Below are 17560 nucleotides of genomic sequence, written 5' to 3' on the forward strand. Positions count from 1 at the left end.
TTCTGAGGAGTTTCGGGGGATGTCCTCAATTCTTACCGCCCGCGGCCTCCGGCTCGCCATGGGCAACCAGACGGTGCTGGACGAAGTCGACCTGACCGTCCAGGCCGGTGAGTCGGTCGCCGTCATCGGCCCGAGCGGCTCGGGCAAGACCACGCTGCTCTCCTGTCTCGCCGGGCTCGTCGAGCCAGACTCTGGCGAGGTGTCCGTGGCCGGCCAGCCGGTGACGTCGGTGCCCAAGAAGCGGCGGGCCGAAATCCGGCTCTCCGCCGTTGGCTTCGTCTACCAGTTCGGTGAGCTCCTTCCGGAACTCACGGTCCTGGAGAACGTCCTCCTGCCGGCGCTGCTGGCCGGGCGGCCCCGCGCCTCGGCGCGGGACCGGGCCACCACCCTGCTCGACCGCCTCGACCTCGCCGGGCTGGCCGACCGGTCCGCAGCGGTCCTCTCCGGTGGGGAACGACAGCGGACGGCAGTCGCCCGTGCGCTGATCAACGAGCCGGCTCTGCTGCTCGCCGACGAACCGACGGGGGCGCTCGACCCGGCGTACGTAGATTCGGTGGCCGATCTGCTCTTCTCCCTGCCGGTGGACTTCGGCTGTGCCCTGGTGCTGGTCACCCACAACACTGCCGTCGCCCGTCGCGCGAAACGTTGCCTCAGCCTGAGCGACGGCACGCTCACCGAAGTGGCGTGCTGACCATGGTCACGCGTACCGGAATTCTGATCGCTCTCGGCCACCGGGTCGGCCGACGAGACGGCTGGCGCGGCGGCGTGCATCGGATCGGCCTGTTTCTCAGCGCGACCGCGCTGGTCCTCGTCACCTGGTTGATCGTCGGCATCGACGCCCTGCAGGAACGCGGTGAGGAACGGGTCGCCGGGCGGGCCCCGGTGTTCACCACGGACAGCACGGCGGCCACGGCCCGCTGGGTCGAGCGGCCCGACACCGTCGACACATATCAGTACCTGGTGCTCTACGTCGCGCCGATCCAGCCGGAAGCACCGCCACCACCGGGCCTGCCCCGCTGGCCCGAGCGCGGAGAGGCGTTTCTCTCCCCCGGGCTGCTGCGGCTGGACCCCTCCGGGGCGGTCGCGAACCGGTACGGGACGTTCGGTGGGGAGATTGCTCCGTCGGGTCTACGCAGCCCGAACGAACTGCTCGTGTACGCCCGACCCGCACTTACCGACGCTCTCGGGAACGTCGAGCGACGTACCACCCTGGTCAGCGGCTTCGGAGCTGACGGAGCACGGTCGCGCACCGTGCTGCCGGGCGGCCGACCCGTCTCCGACGCATACCTACTGTTGGTCTTCTTTGGGATCCTGCCGCTCGTGGCGCTGATTCTGGTGGCGGGAACGGGCGCGGCGGAGGGACGCGACCGTCGGGTGGCAACTCTGGATGTCCTCGGTGCCGGCCGGCGGGCGCGGGCCATGGTGATCCTTGGCGAGGCACTCCTGTCGACCCTCGCCGGCGTGCTGGTCGGAGGCGCGCTCGCTCTGACCACCACCGTGGTCGACCTACGCCTGCCGGCCACCGGGTACGTGATAGCCGCCGACGACTTGGCGACGAGGCGGGGCTGGTTACCCGCGTTGGCACTGGCCAGTCTGCTGGTTGTGGTGTCGCTGTCGGCGATCGCTGCGAGCCTGCGCCCGGTAGGCACCCCTGCCACCAGCCAGAGACTGCGGCGTGGGCGGGTCGATGTCCGCCGTCCGATCTTCGTCTCGGTGTTCCTGGTGGGCCTGCTCCTCGCGGTGTATGGCAGCACGGTCCGTGGTGACTGGGGACGGTGGGCGTACACCCTCGGCCTGCTGGCGACACTCGCCGGCACGCCTGCGGTAGCCACCCGCGTCGCCACCATGCTGGGCAACCGTATCGCCGGGCTCGGCGACAGCCGGGGGTGGCCGTCTGCGCTCGTCGGTGGTCGTTGGCTGGCGGCCCGACCGGGAACCCTCGCCAGGGTCACGGCCGCCGTCCTGATCGGCTTCGGTCTGCTGGTGCAGGCACAGATCCTCACCACCCAGCTCACCGGCGTGGAGCGGGCCGCACAGGCACAGGCCGGCCGGATGGACGACAGTGCCGTCCTGGTCAGAAGCACTGGTGGGATCGAGGACGGCGGAAGGTTGCGCAACGCGTTTGGTCCGCAGCGAGTCGTCGAGGGCTGGGCGACGCACGACGGCCGGTTCGTTGCTGTGGGGGACTGCGTGGCCCTCGCACAGCTCACCCAGGATGGCCGGTGCGGGTTAACGACAACGTCCACCGAAGGGTCACCGCTGACCGCAGCGGGGGCCGTCCTAGCGCATGGAACAGCGGTTTCGCCGGGGTCGCTCTTCCTTTCCACTGTCAGACCCGAGGGGGAACTGCAGGGCTTCTTCGTCTTGAATCCGTCTGGTCGGGCGGGCGTGGAGGAAATCAAGCGTGTGGCACAGGCCACGACGGGGATGCCAATCGTACGGACCCCGGCGGAGGGCATCCTGGGCGGTCTGGCCAGCCGCGCTCGGCTCTCCTGGTGGATCTACGACTTCGGCCTGCTGGCTCTGCTGCTTCTCGCCGCAGCGGCCGGGTTGGGTGCCGCTGGCTCCTTCGTCAACCAGGCGCACGGTGTCGGGGCCCTCGCCTCGTACACCGGGCGCTACAACTTCCTGGTCCGGGTGACCTGGTGGAATCTGACGCTGCCAACGGTTGTGGTGGGGATACTCGCCGCAGTCACCGCAGCCGTACTGGGTGGTCTGTTGATCCGCCTCGGGGGGTCCGGTTCGTTCGCCGCCGGACTGCTTCTCGCAGCGGTGCTCCTGGTTACGTCGGCGGGGATTGGCGCCGGCCTGATTGCTGCTGCCGTGGCCGTTGGGTCGGCCCGGCGGTGGCGGCCCACGGGTGACTGATCTGAGCGACAGCCCGGGTCAGTCACCCGCCCAACCTCAGAAGTGGTAGACCACGGTGTCGCCGATCTCCTCCCGCCGGAGGCCGAGCGCGTCGACCGGCAGTTCGATGTTGGTCTCCAACGGAGTGCCCGCCACGTGGCCACGAGGGACGACGACGGTCCGCACCCCGAGCCGGCGCAGGTAGTCGACGCTGGTCGGGTCCGGGAAGGTCTGCGTCGCCTCCCGCGTCTCGGTCAGCTTCAGCGGGGTGAACCCGCTGCCGCCGTTGACCAGGTCCTGGAACCTGCTGGTCGACCAGAGCATCGCCGGCTGGTCCAGGCTCATCCCGCTCGGCAGCACCAGCACCGGTCCCGTTACGCTCCGCATCGCCGCCGGCTGCGCCGGCACCACCGGGTGCGGCGTGGCGTTCAGCCCTTCCACGATCACCAGCAGCAGCGGCAGCAGGGTCGCCGTCCGCAGCCACGGGCCGGGCCAGGGCGGGACGCGCTGGGCGGCGATCTCGCGTACCCGCATGGCGAAGGCGGTGAGCGTGCCGGCCGCGAGCAGCCCGAGCAGCAGGGTGGTCCAGATCGTCAGCCGGCCCGGCGTCCGGATGCCGTCCCAGCCGGGCAGGTGCTCGAAGAGCAGGACGTAGCTGAAGGTGCCGTCGAAGAACTGGGTGCCCATCGACAGCACCATGCTGACCAGCACCCCGGCGAGCAGCAGCAGCCGGTGGCGCAGCCGCCACACCGAGAAGAACAACCCGCCGAGGGCGAGCGCGTACAGCACGAAGCCCGGCAGCAGGGTCATCTCGGGAACCTGGGTCAGCGCCCCCCGTGCTCCCTCGTGCAGGCCACCCCAGATCCGCGACTCGGCCGGCGCGGTCAGGAAACCGGAGGCCGGCGGGGAGTAGATGTCGAGGTCGCCGATGCTGCGCCGGGCGTTCGGATGCCGTTCCGCCACGATGAAGTACGGGATGGCCAGCAGCGCGCCGGTCGCCGCGAAGACCAGGCCACCGACCACGTCGGTCACGAGCAGCCGCCAGCCGAACGGGTGTTTGACCGGCCGGATCCAGTACCGCCGCAGGTACCAGGTGAGCGTCGCGACCAGCACGATCCCGCCCAGCACGTACGCGAACGGCAGCCCGATGCCGAAGCCCAGGCTGAGCTGCCAGGCGGCGACCAGCCAGCCGGCCAGCGCCCACCCGGCGTGCCGCCGCCTGGGTCGGTAGCCGTACCGCAGCGACCAGCCGTGTCCCCGGGCCAGCATCGCCAGCGCCAGCGGGATACCACCGTTGGAGATGACGTGCAGGTGGCCGGCCTGCGACAGCAGCCACGGCGCGTACGCGAAGCTCACCCCGGCCACCGCCGCGCCGATCCGCCCCGCCCCGAGCTGCCGGGCCAACGCGTACGCCCCCAGCGTGGCCAGCGCGTGCGCGAGTACGAAGAGGATGTTGTAGCGGAGCAACGCGGCCTCGGGCCCGGTGCCGATCATCCCGGCCGGGGCGTACCCGAGAAGGGTGTCGGAGAAGGCGAAGCTCCACGACTCCGGGTAGAACGTGTTCGCCTGCCACAACTGGGCGGGGTCGGTCAGCAGGATGTGCCCCGACCAGGCAACCTGCCAGGCCTGGAGCGCCGGGTCGTAGTAGTCCTGCGGGATCGTGTAGAGCGGGTAGCGCAGCGTGGGCCAGGTCAACAGGACGGCCAGCACGAGTGAGCCGACGGTGGCCAGGGTCCACTCGTGGACCAGGAACCGGCCGACCGCGCGGATCACCCGTCCGAGCCGTCCGGGCTTGTGCTCCGGCGCGGGGCCGAACGCCTCGAACGGGTCCGCCACCTCACCGTCGGCGGTGCTGGCCGGCTTGGGCTCTGCCGCGCTGCCCTTGCTCCTCCGGCCGAACCTGGTCCACCTGCTGCGGCTCTTCGTCGCGTCGTCGGGGCCGGTCCGACCTGCGGTGCTGCCACCCGCGTCGGCTGCCGCTCCGTCACTGTCTCCGGTGGCCGTGCCCTCCGTGGGCTTCCCGCCGCCACCCTTGGCGGAGTCCGTGGACTTTTGGCCGCCGTCAGTGGCGTCTGTGGGCTTCCCGCCGCCATCGGGGGCGTCCGTGGTCTTGTCCATCTCGCCGGACGCCGCAGCGGAGGGCTCTCCCGCCTCCGGGGACGTCACACCGGCAGTGGACCCGGTCGCTCCGGTGGCCGTCGGCTCCGCGCCGGTCGCGCCGGTCGCGCCGGTCGCGCCGCTCGTAGCCCGGTCGCCGTCGCTCGTAGCCCGGTCTCCGCCGCTCGCATCGCCCGTGACCTGGACGCCGTCGGCTGCGCCGCCCGTGACCTGGTCGCCGTCGGTCTCCGGCCCGGGGCCGGTTCGGGTCGTGTCGGACGTTCCGCTGCTCATGCCTTCGTACCGCCGAGATGTTCCCGCAGGAAGGTGATGTCGGCGCCCTGCCCGTCGACGCCGCCCGGAGTCTCCACGATGACCGGTGCGTCGGCTGCCCGAATGATCGCCACCAGCAACTCCGGGTCGATGGTGCCGCCGGTCAGGTTGTCGTGCCGGTCCCGGCCGGAGTCGAAGGCGTCCTTCGAGTTGTTGGCGTGGATCAGGTCGATCCGGCCGGTGACCGCCTTGACCCGGTCCACCAGGTCGAGCAGTTCCTCGCCACCGGCATGGGCGTGGCAGGTGTCCAGGCAGAACCCGACGTCGTACTCGCCCACCGCGTCCCAGAGTCGGGCCAACGCGTCCAACCGCCGGGCACAGGCGTTCTCCCCGCCGGCGGTGTTCTCGATCAGGACCGGGACGCCGAACCCGCCGTGCTCGGCGGCGTACGCGAAGGTCTTACGCCAGTTGTCGAAGCCGATGGCCAGGTCGTCGCCCGCGTTGACGTGGCCACCGTGCACGATCAGCCCCTTCGCGCCAATCTCGACGGCGCCGGCCGCGTGCCCGAGCAGCAGTTTCCGGCTCGGGATCCGAATCCGGTTGTTGGTCGTGGCGACGTTGACGACGTACGGCGCGTGGACGAAGAGGTCGACCTCTGCGGCACGCAGGCGGTCGGCGTCCTCCCTCGGCTTGGGTGCCTTCCACCCCTGCGGGTCGGAGAGGAAGAACTGCACGGCGTCGGCGGCTCGGGACGCCGCCTCCGCGAGCGGGTCGGCCGAGTCGACGTGGGCTCCGATACGCATGCAGGCGAGCCTACGTGGCGGTCGTCGCCGTCGGGTGTCGGCAAGGGGGCGTTGTCGCGCTGGTTCCCCGGCCGTCCCGGGGCCGGACCGGGTCGCGTTACCCCGCCCCAAAGTGGTCGTTGACCTGGTGAGAGTCGATGAACCGCCGACGGGGCAGCGGGCAGCGGGCCGGGGCGCCCTCCGTCACGTGACCCGCCGGGATGGCGGGACCACCCGGCTTCGGAGCCACTGGACCCGGCTCGGCAATAAGGGCATTTACCTCAACAGGTGACAGGAACTGATGTAACGTCAGGTAACAACACGATATAGCTCCGCGGGGCGCTCCCAGTCCAACCTCGTCGGTGTGGTCGTTCCTCCCCAGGTCCCACCCAAGGAATGCGGACGGAGCGCCCCGCGGCCCGGTGAACCAGGGCCCTCTCCCGTCGTGTGCGACGAGCGGGAGAGGGCCCTGGTTCCGTTCCCGGGTCCGCGCCACGCGGCCGGTCCGGGCGTCGCCGGCATGATCGTCGGGACCGGGTATCCTTGCCCGGTTGCCCGCAGCCGGCTGGGTTCCCTCAGACCGGACCGGGCACGACGCACGACCTCCTGCCACGGAAGGACCGTGGCCGCCTAGCCCACAGGAGGTGAGCACGTCTTGCGTCACTACGAAGTCATGGTGATCCTCGACCCCAGCCTCGAGGAACGCACCGTCGCCCCGTCGCTCGACACGTACCTGAACGTGATCCGGACCGCGGGTGGCTCGGTGGAGAAGACCGACGTGTGGGGCCGCCGGCGCCTCGCGTACGAGATCAACAAAAAGACCGAGGGCATCTACGCCGTCGTCGACCTGCAGGCGACGCCTGCCGCGGTGGCCGAGCTGGACCGTCAGCTGCGGCTCAACGAGTCCGTGCTGCGCACCAAGGTCATCCGGCCGGAGATGCGCTAAGCATTCAGCCCCGGTTCGCCCGGATCGAACTCGTCGGCTCTCTGTCATACGGCTCTGTGAGCCTGTACGGGAACTGACGAGTGTGCGAGGAGAAGGTCATGGCAGGAGACACCACCATCACGGTCATCGGCAACCTGACCGATGACCCTGAGCTGCGTTTCACCCCCTCCGGCGCGGCGGTCGCCAAGTTCCGGGTCGCTTCGACGCCCCGGTTCCTGGAGAAGGCCTCCGGCGAGTGGAAGGACGGCGAGCCGTTGTTCCTCTCGTGCACCGTCTGGCGGCAGGTCGCCGAGCACGTCGCCGAGTCGCTCCAGCGGGGCAGTCGGGTGATCGTGTCCGGCCGGCTGCGGCAGCGGACGTACGAGACCCGTGAGGGCGAGAAGCGCACCGTCATCGAGCTGGAGGTCGACGAGATCGGCCCGTCGCTGCGCTACGCCACGGCGAAGGTGCAGAAGATGTCCCGCTCCGGTGGCGGTGGCGGCGGCTTCGGCGGCGGTGGTGGTGGTGGCCAGGGTGGCGGCGGAGGCAACTTCGACGACCCCTGGGCCTCGGCTGCCCCGGCCCCCTCCCGCGGCGGTTCGGGCGGCAACTTCGACGAGGAGCCCCCGTTCTAATGGCGCCGAGCGCCCGCGATCGCAAACCAGGAGCACGAGCAATGGCCAAGGCTGCGGCACTGCGCAAGCCGAAGAAGAAGGTGAACCCGCTCGACAAGGACGGGATCACCTATATCGACTACAAGGACACCGCGCTGCTGCGGAAGTTCATCTCCGACCGCGGCAAGATCCGCGCTCGGCGGGTGACCGGCGTCACCTCGCAGCAGCAGCGCCAGATCGCCCGTGCGGTCAAGAACGCCCGTGAGATGGCGCTCCTGCCGTACACGGCCACCACCCGCTGAGAGGAGGCACCGAAATGAAGATCATCCTGACTCAGGAAGTGTCCGGTCTCGGTGCCCCGGGCGACATCATCGAGGTCAAGGACGGCTACGGCCGGAACTACCTGCTCCCGCAGGGCTTCGCGATCGCCTGGACCAAGGGTGCGGAGAAGCAGGTCACGGTCATCAAGCGGGCCCGCTCGGCCCGCGAGATCCGCGACCTCGGCCACGCCAACGAGGTGAAGCAGCAGCTCGAGGGCCTGAAGGTCAACCTGAAGGCCCGCGCCGGTGACGGCGGCCGCCTCTTCGGCTCGGTCACCCCGGCCGAGATCGTCGACGCCGTCAAGGCGGCCGGCGGCCCGGCCCTCGACCGGCGTCGGCTGGAACTGCCGGGCCACATCAAGTCGCTCGGCTCGTACCCGGTGCGGATCAAGCTGCACCCCGAGGTCACGGCCAAGTTCGACCTGAACGTGACCCAGAGCAAGTAACCACGGCACCAACGCCGAGGGGCCCGCACCGACAGGTGCGGGCCCCTCGCCGCATCCGGACCACGTGCCCCGACGGCGGTCGGATCAACCGATCGGCTCGCCCGTCACCACGCTGATCAGGACAGTGGAGAGACCACCACCCACCACCGACGACGCCAACGCCAGCGCCGTCGTTCGCCACGTCGTCCCGATTCCCCGCAGCACCACCGCCACCAGCAGACTCGTCGCCAGCGCCAGCCCGAACCGTGGCGCCCCGGAGACGAACGAGTCGATCGCCTGCGCCCTCGGCGAATCGCAACCGGTGAACCCGGTGACGCAGTCGGCCGGCACGTGACCGCTGAACGTCAGCAGCCAGACGAAAACCGCCAGCGCCGGCAGCACGTAACAGGCAACCGTGTAGAGCAGCGGACGGATCCCACCGTCCGGATCCCCGTCGCGCAGGTCCTCCTCGATTGCTCGGGGCCACCCGGCCGGCGCCACCGTCCCCATTCGGTCCGCGCGCCGCCGCGACACCGGAACAGGATGCGGCGACGACCCAGGGGCGGGACGCGGCGACGGTACGGAACTGGGATACGGCGACGGTACGGGAACGGGGTGCGGCGACGGCGCGGACACCCGCCCCGCCGGTCGGTGCGGGTCCGCCTCCCGAGGCTGGTTGTGGAACGAATGGCGACCTGGGCCAGGCGACGGCGGTCGACGGCGCCGTGTCGGTGTCGGAGCCGACACCTCCCCGCCCACCGGGCCGGGCCAACCCGTCACCTCGGTGCCCCCACGCCCACTGCTTTGCCAGCCGAGGTCAGCCCCGAGCAGGACACGGTCGTCATGCGCCGCCTCGTGCCGGTGCCGACCACCACCACCCGAGTCCGATGCCCGGTCCCGCGTCCACCGGGGCACACGGTCGCCGCCCGGCACCGGCTGGTCGGGCTCCACGGCGCCGCGTCGGCTGCCCGTACGGTGGCCCATGAAAGCGGGCGAACCCGGCTCGACCGGACCAACCCACCGGGAACTCGACGCACGCTCGCGCCAGCCGACCTCCTCGTGCGCCCAATCCCGGTTACTCACGGCCGGAGCGTGACCCTCCCCACCGAAGTGCGATGCGCTCCGATGCCAGCCGGAGCCGATGCTCGCGATAGTACGGCACGACACGCGCCCCGAATCGCCAGGAAAATCTTCCTCCACAAGCTGTGGGCAGCGTTTACGCAGCTCAGAGCCGTCGCGGCGCGGATTGCCCGCTAGTTATCCACAGGTTGTGCACAAGCTGCACACACCCTGGGGTCGACTGTCCACAGGTTGTCCCGAGGATCGTCCACCGGGTTGCTTGAGCCCGTCACCTCGGGTTCCGTATGGTTGGCCCCCGACCGGCCCGCGATGGCCCCCGATCGCCGGACCGGTCGGCGGCGAGCCGTCACAGCGGCGGGCCGGACGCGATCCGACGCAGCGGAGGGGGGAGCCGGTGTCGGTCACCGACGACATGCGAACGGAACCACGGGCCAACGGGCAACAACCCGCTCCGGCCCAGCGGGACGGACAGTTCGAGAAGACGCCACCCCAGGATGTCGCCGCCGAGCAGTGCGTCCTGGGCGGAATGCTGCTGTCCAAGGACGCCATCGCCGACGTGGTGGAGATCCTGAAGTCGCCCGACTTCTACCGGCCCATCCACGCCACCATCTTCGACACCATCCTGGAGATCTACGGGCGCGGCGAACCGGCCGACTCGATCACCGTCGCCGCAGCCCTCGCCGACTCCGGCGACCTGGTCCGCATCGGCGGCGCGCCCTACCTGCACACCCTGATCGCGAGCGTGCCGACGGCCGCCAATGCCGCCTACTACGCCCGGATCGTCGGCGAGCGGGCCGTGCTCCGGCGACTGGTCGAGGCCGGTACCCGGATCGTCCAGCTCGGCTACGGCACCGCCCAGGGCGGCAGCCGCGACGTGGACGACATCGTCGACCTCGCCCAGCAGGCCGTCTACGACGTCACCGAGAAGCGGGTCAGCGAGGACTTCGCCATCCTCGCCGACATGCTTCAGCCCACCCTCGACGAGATCGAGGCGGTGGGCGCGCAGGGCGGCGTGATGACCGGCGTACCGACCGGCTTCTCCGACCTGGACCGCCTGCTCAACGGCCTGCACCCGGGGCAACTCGTCATCGTTGCTGGAAGACCTGGTTTGGGCAAATCAACAGCAAGTATGGATTTTGCCCGAAATGCGGCAATTCGGGCAAATCAGGCTGCCGCCATCTTCTCGCTGGAAATGAGCAAGGTCGAGATCGTCATGCGACTGCTCTCGGCCGAGGCGCGGGTACCGCTGCACGTGCTGCGGAGCGGGCAGCTCTCCGACGACGACTGGACCAAACTGGCCCGCTGCATGGGCGAGATCAGCGAGGCGCCGCTCTTCGTCGACGACACCCCGAGCATGAACCTGATGGAGATCAGGTCGAAGGCGCGGCGGCTCAAGCAGAGGCACGATCTCAAGATGATCGTGGTGGACTACCTCCAGCTCATGACCTCGCCGAAGCGTACGGAGAGCCGGCAGCAGGAGGTCGCCGACCTGTCCCGAGGGCTCAAGCTCCTCGCCAAGGAGGTCGAGTGCCCGGTCATCGCGGTGAGCCAGCTGAACCGTGGCCCCGAGCAGCGTACGGACAAGCGCCCACAGCTGTCCGATTTGCGCGAATCTGGGTCAATTGAACAGGATGCTGACGTAGTAATCCTTTTGCACCGAGATGATTACTACGACAAGGAGTCCCCCCGGGCCGGGGAGGCGGATTTTATTGTTGCTAAGCATCGGAATGGACCGACCGACACCGTCACCGTGGCCGCACAACTGCACCTGTCGCGGTTCGTGGACATGGCCATCGTCTGACGGATTGGGCTCGTCCGGTCAGCGCACGGCGAGCTGACGCGTCGCCGCGTCCACCGTCTGGGCCAGCAGGACCGCGATGGTCATCGGCCCGACCCCGCCCGGGACCGGGGTGATCAGGCTGGCCCGCTCTCGGGCGGACGCGAAGTCGACATCACCGACGTTCCCCGGGTTGTATCCGGCGTCGATCACCACCGCACCGGGCTTGATGTCCGCGCCGGTGAGGAAACGCGGCCGACCGACCGCCGCGACCAGGACATCGGCCTTCCGGGTGATCGCGGGGAGGTCGACCGTACGGGAGTGGCAGTAGGTGACCGTGGCGTCCCGTGCCAACAGGAGCAGCCCAACCGGCCTGCCCAGGATGGCGCTCCGGCCCACCACCACGGCGTGCTTACCGGCCAGGTCGACCTGGTACTCGTCGAGCAGCCGGAGAATGCCGCCGGGCGTGCAGGACACGAAGCCGGGGTAGCCCGAACGACATCGCGGCGAAGGAGCGCATGGTGACGCCGTCCACGTCCTTCTCCGGAGCGATCGCTTCGAACGCGGCGCGCTCGTCGATGTGTGCCCCGACCGGGTGTTGGAGCAGGATGCCGTGTACCTCGGGATCCCGGGACAGTGCACTGATCGTCTCGACGAGGGTGTCCGTGGTGGTCGAGGCGGGCAGGGCGACGTGCCGGGAGCAGATGCCGGCCTGCTCGCAGCGGTTGCGCTTCATCCGGACGTAGGTCACGGAGGCGGGATCCTCGCCGACCAGCACGGTCGCCAGGCAGGGTGCGGTGCCGGTGCGCCGCTGGAGGTCGGCGGCTGCGGCGGAGCTGGTGTCGACGATGCGACGGGCGATGTCACGGCCGTCCATCAGCCGAGCTGGACGCGTCTGGGCCATGGGTCACTCCGAGTTCACGTGGAGGATTGCCCAGGCGTACGGCATCGACGGCAGGTGCCGGGCCGTTCCCCGGTGGTGCTCCACCTCAACGCCAGTCGCGGCCCGATCCACAGTGTAGTCGCCGTGGACTGGCTCCAGCCCTGTCCAGCCAACCGGCCGGGGGCGGCTTGGGGGCGGGGGCGCACCGGTCCGGCCAGCCCGAGGGAGTTCGGGCTGGCCGGAGGCCGGTTCGGCGGAGGAGTGCCGGGTGGATCAGCCGAAGAAGTCGCCGAGGAAGCCGTGCTGCTTCTTGCGGCGGTAGTGCCCGTGGTAGCCGTGGTGCTGGTGGCCGTGGCTGCCGTAGGCGGGTGCGGGCGCGGCCGGGTAGCCGGGCGGCGGGGGCGGCGGGGGCACGGTGCCGTACCCGGGCTGGTGCGGGGCGGCACCGGGCGGGGGCGGCGGCGGGGGGACGTACCCGCCGGGCTGGCCGGGGGCGTGCCCCGGGGCCTGGCCGGGGGGCGTCGGCGCGGCTGGGGCGGCGGCCTGCTGCTTGTTCCAGTTGGCCTCCGCCTCGAACAGCTTTTCGAGTTCGCCGCGATCGAGGAAGATTCCCCGGCACTCGCCGCACTGATCGACGATGACTCCGCTGCGCTCGTACTGGCGCATGTCTCCGTGGCACTTGGGACAGGTGAGCTGCATGTTTCGACGGTACCTGGTGAATGTCAGGAAGCCGTGGCGAGCGCTTCGGTCACTTCTTCGTCGGAGACCTCGTGGAAGTCGTCGTAGTAGCGGCTGACCGCGCCGAAGTCGGGGGGCCGTTGAATGCAGACCACCTGGTCGGCCTCGGTGGCGAGCATTTCGTACGCCTCTTCGGAGCCGACCGGGACGGCGACCACGACGCGGCGGGCACCGAGGTGGCGGGCGACCTGGACGGCGGCGCGGGCGGTCGCGCCGGTGGCCAGGCCGTCGTCGACGACGACGGCGGTACGGCCGGTGAGGTCGACGGGTGCGCGGCCGGCTCGGTAGAGCTGTTCCCGGCGGTCCAGTTCGGCCTGTTCGCGGCGGACGACTTCGGTGACGTCGTCGGGGGCGAGGCGGCCGGCGATCGGTTCGTTGAGGACGCGGACGCCGCCGGGGCCGAGGGCGCCGAATGCCACCTCAGGTGCCCAGGGCATGCCGAGTTTGCGGACCACCAGGACGTCCAGGGGCGCGCCGAGCCGGGTGGCGACCTGCTGGGCGACCGGGACGCCGCCTCGGACGAGCCCGAGCACGGTGACGTCCGGTTGGCCGACGAGCCCGCCGAGCCGGTCGGCGATCGCTTCGCCTGCCTCGGTGCGGTCGCGGTATGTGGTCATACCCTCAGGTTTACGCCTTGTTGGTCGTTTTCGCAGCGGAGTCGGGGGAAGAGGCGCCGTTGGTCGTGGTGGGTCGGAGAGAAGAGGCGCCGTTGGTCGTGGTGGGTCGGAGGGACGAGGCGTCGTCGGCAATGGCGAGTCGGAGGGCGGGTGCCCAGACCAGGAGGGCGAGCGGGTAGAGCAGGTATCCGAAGCGGGTGGCCGGCATCAGGGCGATCGCGGCGAGTAGCCCGTACCCGCAGACGAGGGCGCTGGTGGCGGCAGTGCGGGGTGGGTGACGCAGCAGGTGGACGGCGATGGCCAGTCCGGCCGCGACGAGCAGGATGGCGGCGACGGCCCGGCCGGAGGGGAAGGCGTTGGCGATGAGATAGCCCGGGAACGGGGAGGCGGCCGGGCTGGTGACGAGGCCGTGGCCGAGGGGGAAGCGCAGCACGTTCTCGACCAGGGCGTCCCGGTCGACGAGGAGGGCGGGTAGGAGGGCGGCGGCGGGCAAGCCGAACGCGCCGGCCGCGAAGCGTCCGGTGGCGCGGTGGGTGGCGGCCCAGAAGAGCAGGACGAGGGCGACCGGCCAGGCGAGCAGCTTGAGTGCCCCGGCGAGGCCGACGGCGAGGCCGGCGGCGCCCGGTCGGCCGGTGGCGGCGTAGGCGAGGGCGAGCAGGCAGAGCGCGAGTACGGGTAGGTCGTCGCCGCCGGTGGCGAGGGTGAGGGCGCAGACCGGTAGGACGGTGGCGGCCTGGACGGCGCGGAGCAGAGCGGGGTCGAGGCGGAGATCGAGGCGCGGGCGGGTCAGGCGGGTGGCGCGGTGCCCGGTACCGCCGCTGGTGAATGCGCCGCCGCCGGCGAGGGTGCCACTACCGGCGAGTCCGCCGCCGGTTGAGGCGCTGGTGCGGAGGGCGCGGACGGCGAGGGCGAGGGTGAGCGCGGTGGCCAGGGCGAACCAGAGTCGAGCGTCGGTCCACCAGACGTCGAGGGCGGCCCGGGGCAGCCCGAATACGGCCATGCCGGGCTGGTACGGGGTGTAGCCGAGTAGTTGTTCCCCGGGGGGCAGGGCGGCGATGGCGTCGTGGCCGAGGTAGGGGGTGCCCTCGTGGACCAGCCGGGCGCCGGAGTGTTCGACGACGACGACCTCTTCCTGGGCCCGGTCGGTCCGGCCGGCTGCTCGTTGCACGGCCTGCCAGCCGAGTGGGAGGAGGGTGGTGGTCGTCCAGGTGAGGGCGGTGAGGGCCGCGCGGGCGGAGGTACCGGCCAGGGGGCTGTCGGGGTGGCGTCGGCGGGCGAGGAGCTGGCCGGCCGCGAGGAGGGCCGCGACCAGGTAGCCGATGCCGGCTACCGCGCCCCAGGCCCGGTGGGGCGAGAGGGTGGAGGTGACGGCGGTGATTCCGGCGAAGGCGGCCGAGACGGCGTAGAAGCCGAGGTCGAGGGGGAGTCCGCCGGCCACGCCGTCGATCGTCTGCCAGGTCCGTCGGGCGCGTGGGGCGGGCGGCGGTGGCGGCCCGATGGTGGGCACCGGGCTGCTGCGGGGTACGGGCCGACTGGTCACGCGGGTGAGTGTGGCAGACGGTCCGTCCGGTTCCGTCCGTTCGCTCGGCGGCCGGGGGCGAGGCGGATCACCGCGCCGGCGTCGTGCAGGGGTGGGGCGAGGGTGCCGGGGCGGCCGCCGGCCCCCCGGTGCAGGGCGGCGAGGAATCGGCTGGCGGGCATCGGACGGGCGAAGAGGTGGCCCTGGCCGGCGAGGCAGCCGAGTTCCCAGAGTGCGCGGCGCTGCGGTTCGCTCTCCACGCCCTCGGCGACGACGGTGAGGTCGAGGCTGCGGCCGAGGTCGAGGGTGGAACGGATGACGGCGGTCGCCTCGGCGGAGCTCTCCATGTCGGTGACGAAGGTCCGGTCGATCTTGATTTCGTGGACCGGGATCCGGGAGAGCAGGGAGAGCGACGAGTAGCCGGTGCCGAAGTCGTCCAGGGCGAGGCGGACGCCCTCGTCGCGGAGCCGGCCGAGGACCCGGTCGACGATGTCGAGTTGGCTGAGCGTGAGGTTCTCGGTCAGTTCCAGCATCAGCCGGTCGGGGGGGAGGTCGTGGGCGCGTAGCCGGGCGAGGACCGAGCCGGGGAAACGGGCGTCGAGCAGGCTGCGTGGGGAGACGTTGACCGCGACCGGGATGTCGAAGCCGGCTTCCCGCCAGCTCACCAGGGCGAGGAGGGCCTGGTCGAGGACGGCCTCGGCGAAGGCGGGAAGGAGACCGGAGCGTTCCACGGCTTCGATGAAGCGGGCCGGGTCGACGGTGCCGTTGGTGGGGTGGTGCCAGCGGGCGAGCGCCTCGGCGCCGACCACCTCGCCGGTGGCGAGGTCGACGATGGGTTGGAAGTTGACCGCGAACTCGTGGTCGGCGACGGCCCGGGGCAGGTCGCCGCCGAGGGCGAGCCGACCGAGGTCGGCGGTGTCCCGGGCCGGGGTGTAGCTGGCGATTCGTTGGCCGTTGCGTTTGGCCTGGTACATGGCGACGTCGGCGCGGCGGAGCAGTTCGGCCATGCCGCCGGTGCTGGGTGCGGCGGCGATGCCGCCGCTGGCCTCGACGCTGATCCGCATGCCGTCGAGGTCGAAGGGTTCGTGCAGGGCGGTGAGCAGGGCCTCGGTGCGGTGGGCGGCCATCGCCGGGGCGGGCAGGCCGCGTAGGAGGACGGCGAACTCGTCGCCGCCGAGCCGGGCCACCAGGTCGTCGTCCCGGGTCGCCTCGCGCAGTCGGGCGGCCACCTGCACCAGGATCCGGTCGCCGGCGGCGTGGCCGAGGGTGTCGTTGATCTCCTTGAAGTGGTTCAGGTCGATCAGCGCGAGGGCGGTGACGCCGTCGGCGTGGCGTCCGTTGAGCTGGGCGCTGCCCTGGTCGAGCAGGTGTCGTCGGTTGGCCAGGCCGGTGAGGGCGTCGTGGGTGGCGGCGTAGGCGTGGTCGGCGGCGGCGCGGGCCAGTTCGGCGTACGCCTGGGCGTTGCGGACGGCCGTGCACAGGGCCGAGGCGAAGGTGCGCAGGGTGTACTGCTCGCGTTCGGTGAGGCGTACCGGGCCGCGGAAGCGTAGCCGCAGGACGCCGACCTCGAGGCCTCGCTCGTGTCCTTCGAGGGGGATGGGGACGACCGCGCCGTCGACGGTGGTGGGTTCGCCGATCGGTCCGTCGTGGGTGATCGTGTGGCTGTTGCCGCGGACGCTGCGCGGGCCGTCGTGCAGTTCGACCTCCACTTCGTCGGCGGAGAAGAGTTCGGCGGCCTGGGTGACCGCGGTGGTGAGCACCCGGTCGAGGTCCACCGAGTTGAGCGCGTCGGTGGTGCGGGCGAGCCGTTGCCAGGCCTGCTGCTCGGTGCGGGTCTGGATGCGGTGTGAGTAGGCCAGGTGCAGGCTGAGGACGAGCGGCGGTACGGCCAGCAGCAGCCGGGTGTCGGCCTGGAGGATGACCAGGGTGCAGAGGGCGACTGCGAATCGCACCGCGAAGCCGACGAGGCGCAGGTCGAGGTTGCTGCGGAACTGGCGGGAGATGCGGGTGCGGGAGGCGAGCGCGATGACCGGGATGGCGAGCAGGTCGTCCACGAGGGCGGCGGCGAGGTAGGCGACGGCCACCGGGACGACGAGGCCGGCGACCCCGGCCGGGGGCCAGGACCAGTCGAACGCGACGAGGACGAGGCCGGCGGTCCCGGCGACCAGCACGTTCTTGCCGATGCCGAAGGCCATCTTGATGGCGGGCAGCTTGCGGGAACCCAGGGCGACGCCGAGACCGGTGCAGAGAATCACCCACGGTGTGGGGGCGACCGCCACACCGATGATGATTGCCATTTCGTTCCAACTGATCGAATGGGTGGTCGACCGGATACGAATTCGTGCCTTCGTCGACGCGCTGAGGAAGATCAGCACGGTCAGCATCGCCAGCATCGCGACGTCACCGGCTGTCGTCGGGAGTCGGGTGAGCACGGCGACCCAGACCGCCGCCACCTCGGTCCCTGCCGCCAGCACGACGACGAGACCGACAAGCAGTCGAAGCTGCCGATCGGTCTCATTCATGTGTCGCCTGAGAACAGCCACAGTACTTCCCCGGGGTTCGCTGGCCTGTGCAGCGTACCGCAGGGAATCTTCGCTTCCCGGGTCTAATTCACTCCCACTCGCTGCCACGCATGGCTCCGACCCTTTCTGCCCTCCGGCCCC

At 70.9% G+C, this 17560-nt stretch carries 16 protein-coding genes and 1 riboswitch; of the genes, 7 read left to right on the forward strand and 9 right to left on the reverse strand.

All coding sequences use genetic code 11. The annotated features are described in order from the left end of the window. Nucleotides 1–19 precede the first annotated feature (19 nt). Both GA0074692_RS25270 and GA0074692_RS25275 read left to right on the forward strand, forming a co-directional pair. Nucleotides 20–691 (forward strand): ABC transporter ATP-binding protein, encoded by a 672-nt coding sequence (locus GA0074692_RS25270; protein ID WP_245730447.1) that lies wholly within the window; start codon nt 20–22, stop codon nt 689–691. Continuing rightward, nucleotides 685–2868 (forward strand): ABC transporter permease family protein, encoded by a 2184-nt coding sequence (locus GA0074692_RS25275; protein ID WP_091648292.1) that lies wholly within the window; start codon nt 685–687, stop codon nt 2866–2868. The genes GA0074692_RS25270 and GA0074692_RS25275 overlap by 7 nt, the downstream gene beginning before the upstream one ends. A gap of 36 nt (nt 2869–2904) precedes the next feature. On the opposite strand, the gene GA0074692_RS25280 is transcribed toward GA0074692_RS25275, so the two are convergent. Beyond that, nucleotides 2905–5238, reverse strand: coding sequence for a hypothetical protein (locus GA0074692_RS25280; RefSeq protein WP_245730448.1), 2334 nt, complete (start codon nt 5236–5238; stop codon nt 2905–2907). Continuing rightward, nucleotides 5235–6020, reverse strand: a complete 786-nt coding sequence (locus tag GA0074692_RS25285; protein WP_091648294.1) for a deoxyribonuclease IV — start codon at nt 6018–6020, stop codon at nt 5235–5237. Before GA0074692_RS25285 ends, GA0074692_RS25280 begins: the two co-directional genes overlap by 4 nt. Before the next feature lie 634 nt (nt 6021–6654). Between GA0074692_RS25285 and rpsF the strand changes: the two genes are divergently transcribed. From rpsF to rplI, 4 genes are all read left to right on the forward strand, one after another. Then, nucleotides 6655–6945, forward strand: a complete 291-nt coding sequence (gene rpsF / locus GA0074692_RS25290) for a 30S ribosomal protein S6 (protein ID WP_091648296.1) — start codon at nt 6655–6657, stop codon at nt 6943–6945. An 80-nt stretch (nt 6946–7025) separates the two neighbouring features. Next, entirely contained in the window at nt 7026–7559 is a 534-nt protein-coding gene (locus tag GA0074692_RS25295) for a single-stranded DNA-binding protein (RefSeq protein ID WP_176738569.1), read from the forward strand. A gap of 41 nt (nt 7560–7600) precedes the next feature. Then, nucleotides 7601–7840, forward strand: a complete 240-nt coding sequence (gene rpsR / locus GA0074692_RS25300) for a 30S ribosomal protein S18 (RefSeq protein WP_013289355.1) — start codon at nt 7601–7603, stop codon at nt 7838–7840. 14 nt (nt 7841–7854) lie between these two features. After that, nucleotides 7855–8304: a 50S ribosomal protein L9 gene (rplI, locus tag GA0074692_RS25305; RefSeq protein ID WP_091648299.1), complete on the forward strand. Its 450-nt coding sequence runs from the start codon at nt 7855–7857 to the stop codon at nt 8302–8304. An 84-nt stretch (nt 8305–8388) separates the two neighbouring features. Here rplI and GA0074692_RS25310 read toward each other — a convergent pair whose 3' ends face one another. Further along, entirely contained in the window at nt 8389–8817 is a 429-nt protein-coding gene (locus tag GA0074692_RS25310; RefSeq protein ID WP_141725404.1) for a hypothetical protein, read from the reverse strand. A gap of 958 nt (nt 8818–9775) precedes the next feature. On the opposite strand from GA0074692_RS25310, the gene dnaB reads away from it, so the two are divergent. Then, nucleotides 9776–11164 (forward strand): replicative DNA helicase, encoded by a 1389-nt coding sequence (dnaB, locus tag GA0074692_RS25315; protein WP_425413358.1) that lies wholly within the window; start codon nt 9776–9778, stop codon nt 11162–11164. An 18-nt stretch (nt 11165–11182) separates the two neighbouring features. On the opposite strand, the gene GA0074692_RS36560 is transcribed toward dnaB, so the two are convergent. The 6 genes from GA0074692_RS36560 to GA0074692_RS25340 all read right to left on the reverse strand — a co-directional run bounded on the left by GA0074692_RS36560 (nt 11183) and on the right by GA0074692_RS25340 (nt 17419). Further along, nucleotides 11183–11617, reverse strand: a complete 435-nt coding sequence (locus GA0074692_RS36560) for a Rossmann-fold NAD(P)-binding domain-containing protein (protein ID WP_281199017.1) — start codon at nt 11615–11617, stop codon at nt 11183–11185. Further along, nucleotides 11553–12044, reverse strand: a complete 492-nt coding sequence (locus GA0074692_RS36565) for a tetrahydrofolate dehydrogenase/cyclohydrolase catalytic domain-containing protein (protein ID WP_281199018.1) — start codon at nt 12042–12044, stop codon at nt 11553–11555. The genes GA0074692_RS36560 and GA0074692_RS36565 overlap by 65 nt, the downstream gene beginning before the upstream one ends. A gap of 21 nt (nt 12045–12065) precedes the next feature. Beyond that, nucleotides 12066–12153, reverse strand: a riboswitch (ZMP/ZTP riboswitch). Nucleotides 12154–12296: 143 nt separating this feature from the next. After that, nucleotides 12297–12722 carry a TFIIB-type zinc ribbon-containing protein gene (locus GA0074692_RS25325; RefSeq protein WP_091648306.1) on the reverse strand — a complete coding sequence of 142 codons (426 nt, stop codon included), beginning with the start codon at nt 12720–12722 and terminating at the stop codon, nt 12297–12299. A 23-nt stretch (nt 12723–12745) separates the two neighbouring features. After that, nucleotides 12746–13378, reverse strand: coding sequence for a phosphoribosyltransferase (locus GA0074692_RS25330; RefSeq protein ID WP_091648308.1), 633 nt, complete (start codon nt 13376–13378; stop codon nt 12746–12748). A 10-nt stretch (nt 13379–13388) separates the two neighbouring features. Continuing rightward, nucleotides 13389–14876 (reverse strand): glycosyltransferase 87 family protein, encoded by a 1488-nt coding sequence (locus GA0074692_RS25335; RefSeq protein WP_176738739.1) that lies wholly within the window; start codon nt 14874–14876, stop codon nt 13389–13391. A 38-nt stretch (nt 14877–14914) separates the two neighbouring features. After that, nucleotides 14915–17419 (reverse strand): putative bifunctional diguanylate cyclase/phosphodiesterase, encoded by a 2505-nt coding sequence (locus GA0074692_RS25340; protein WP_091648310.1) that lies wholly within the window; start codon nt 17417–17419, stop codon nt 14915–14917. Between the last annotated feature and the right edge of the window lie 141 nt (nt 17420–17560).

The organism is Micromonospora pallida, from assembly GCF_900090325.1.
Classification (GTDB): domain Bacteria; phylum Actinomycetota; class Actinomycetes; order Mycobacteriales; family Micromonosporaceae; genus Micromonospora; species Micromonospora pallida.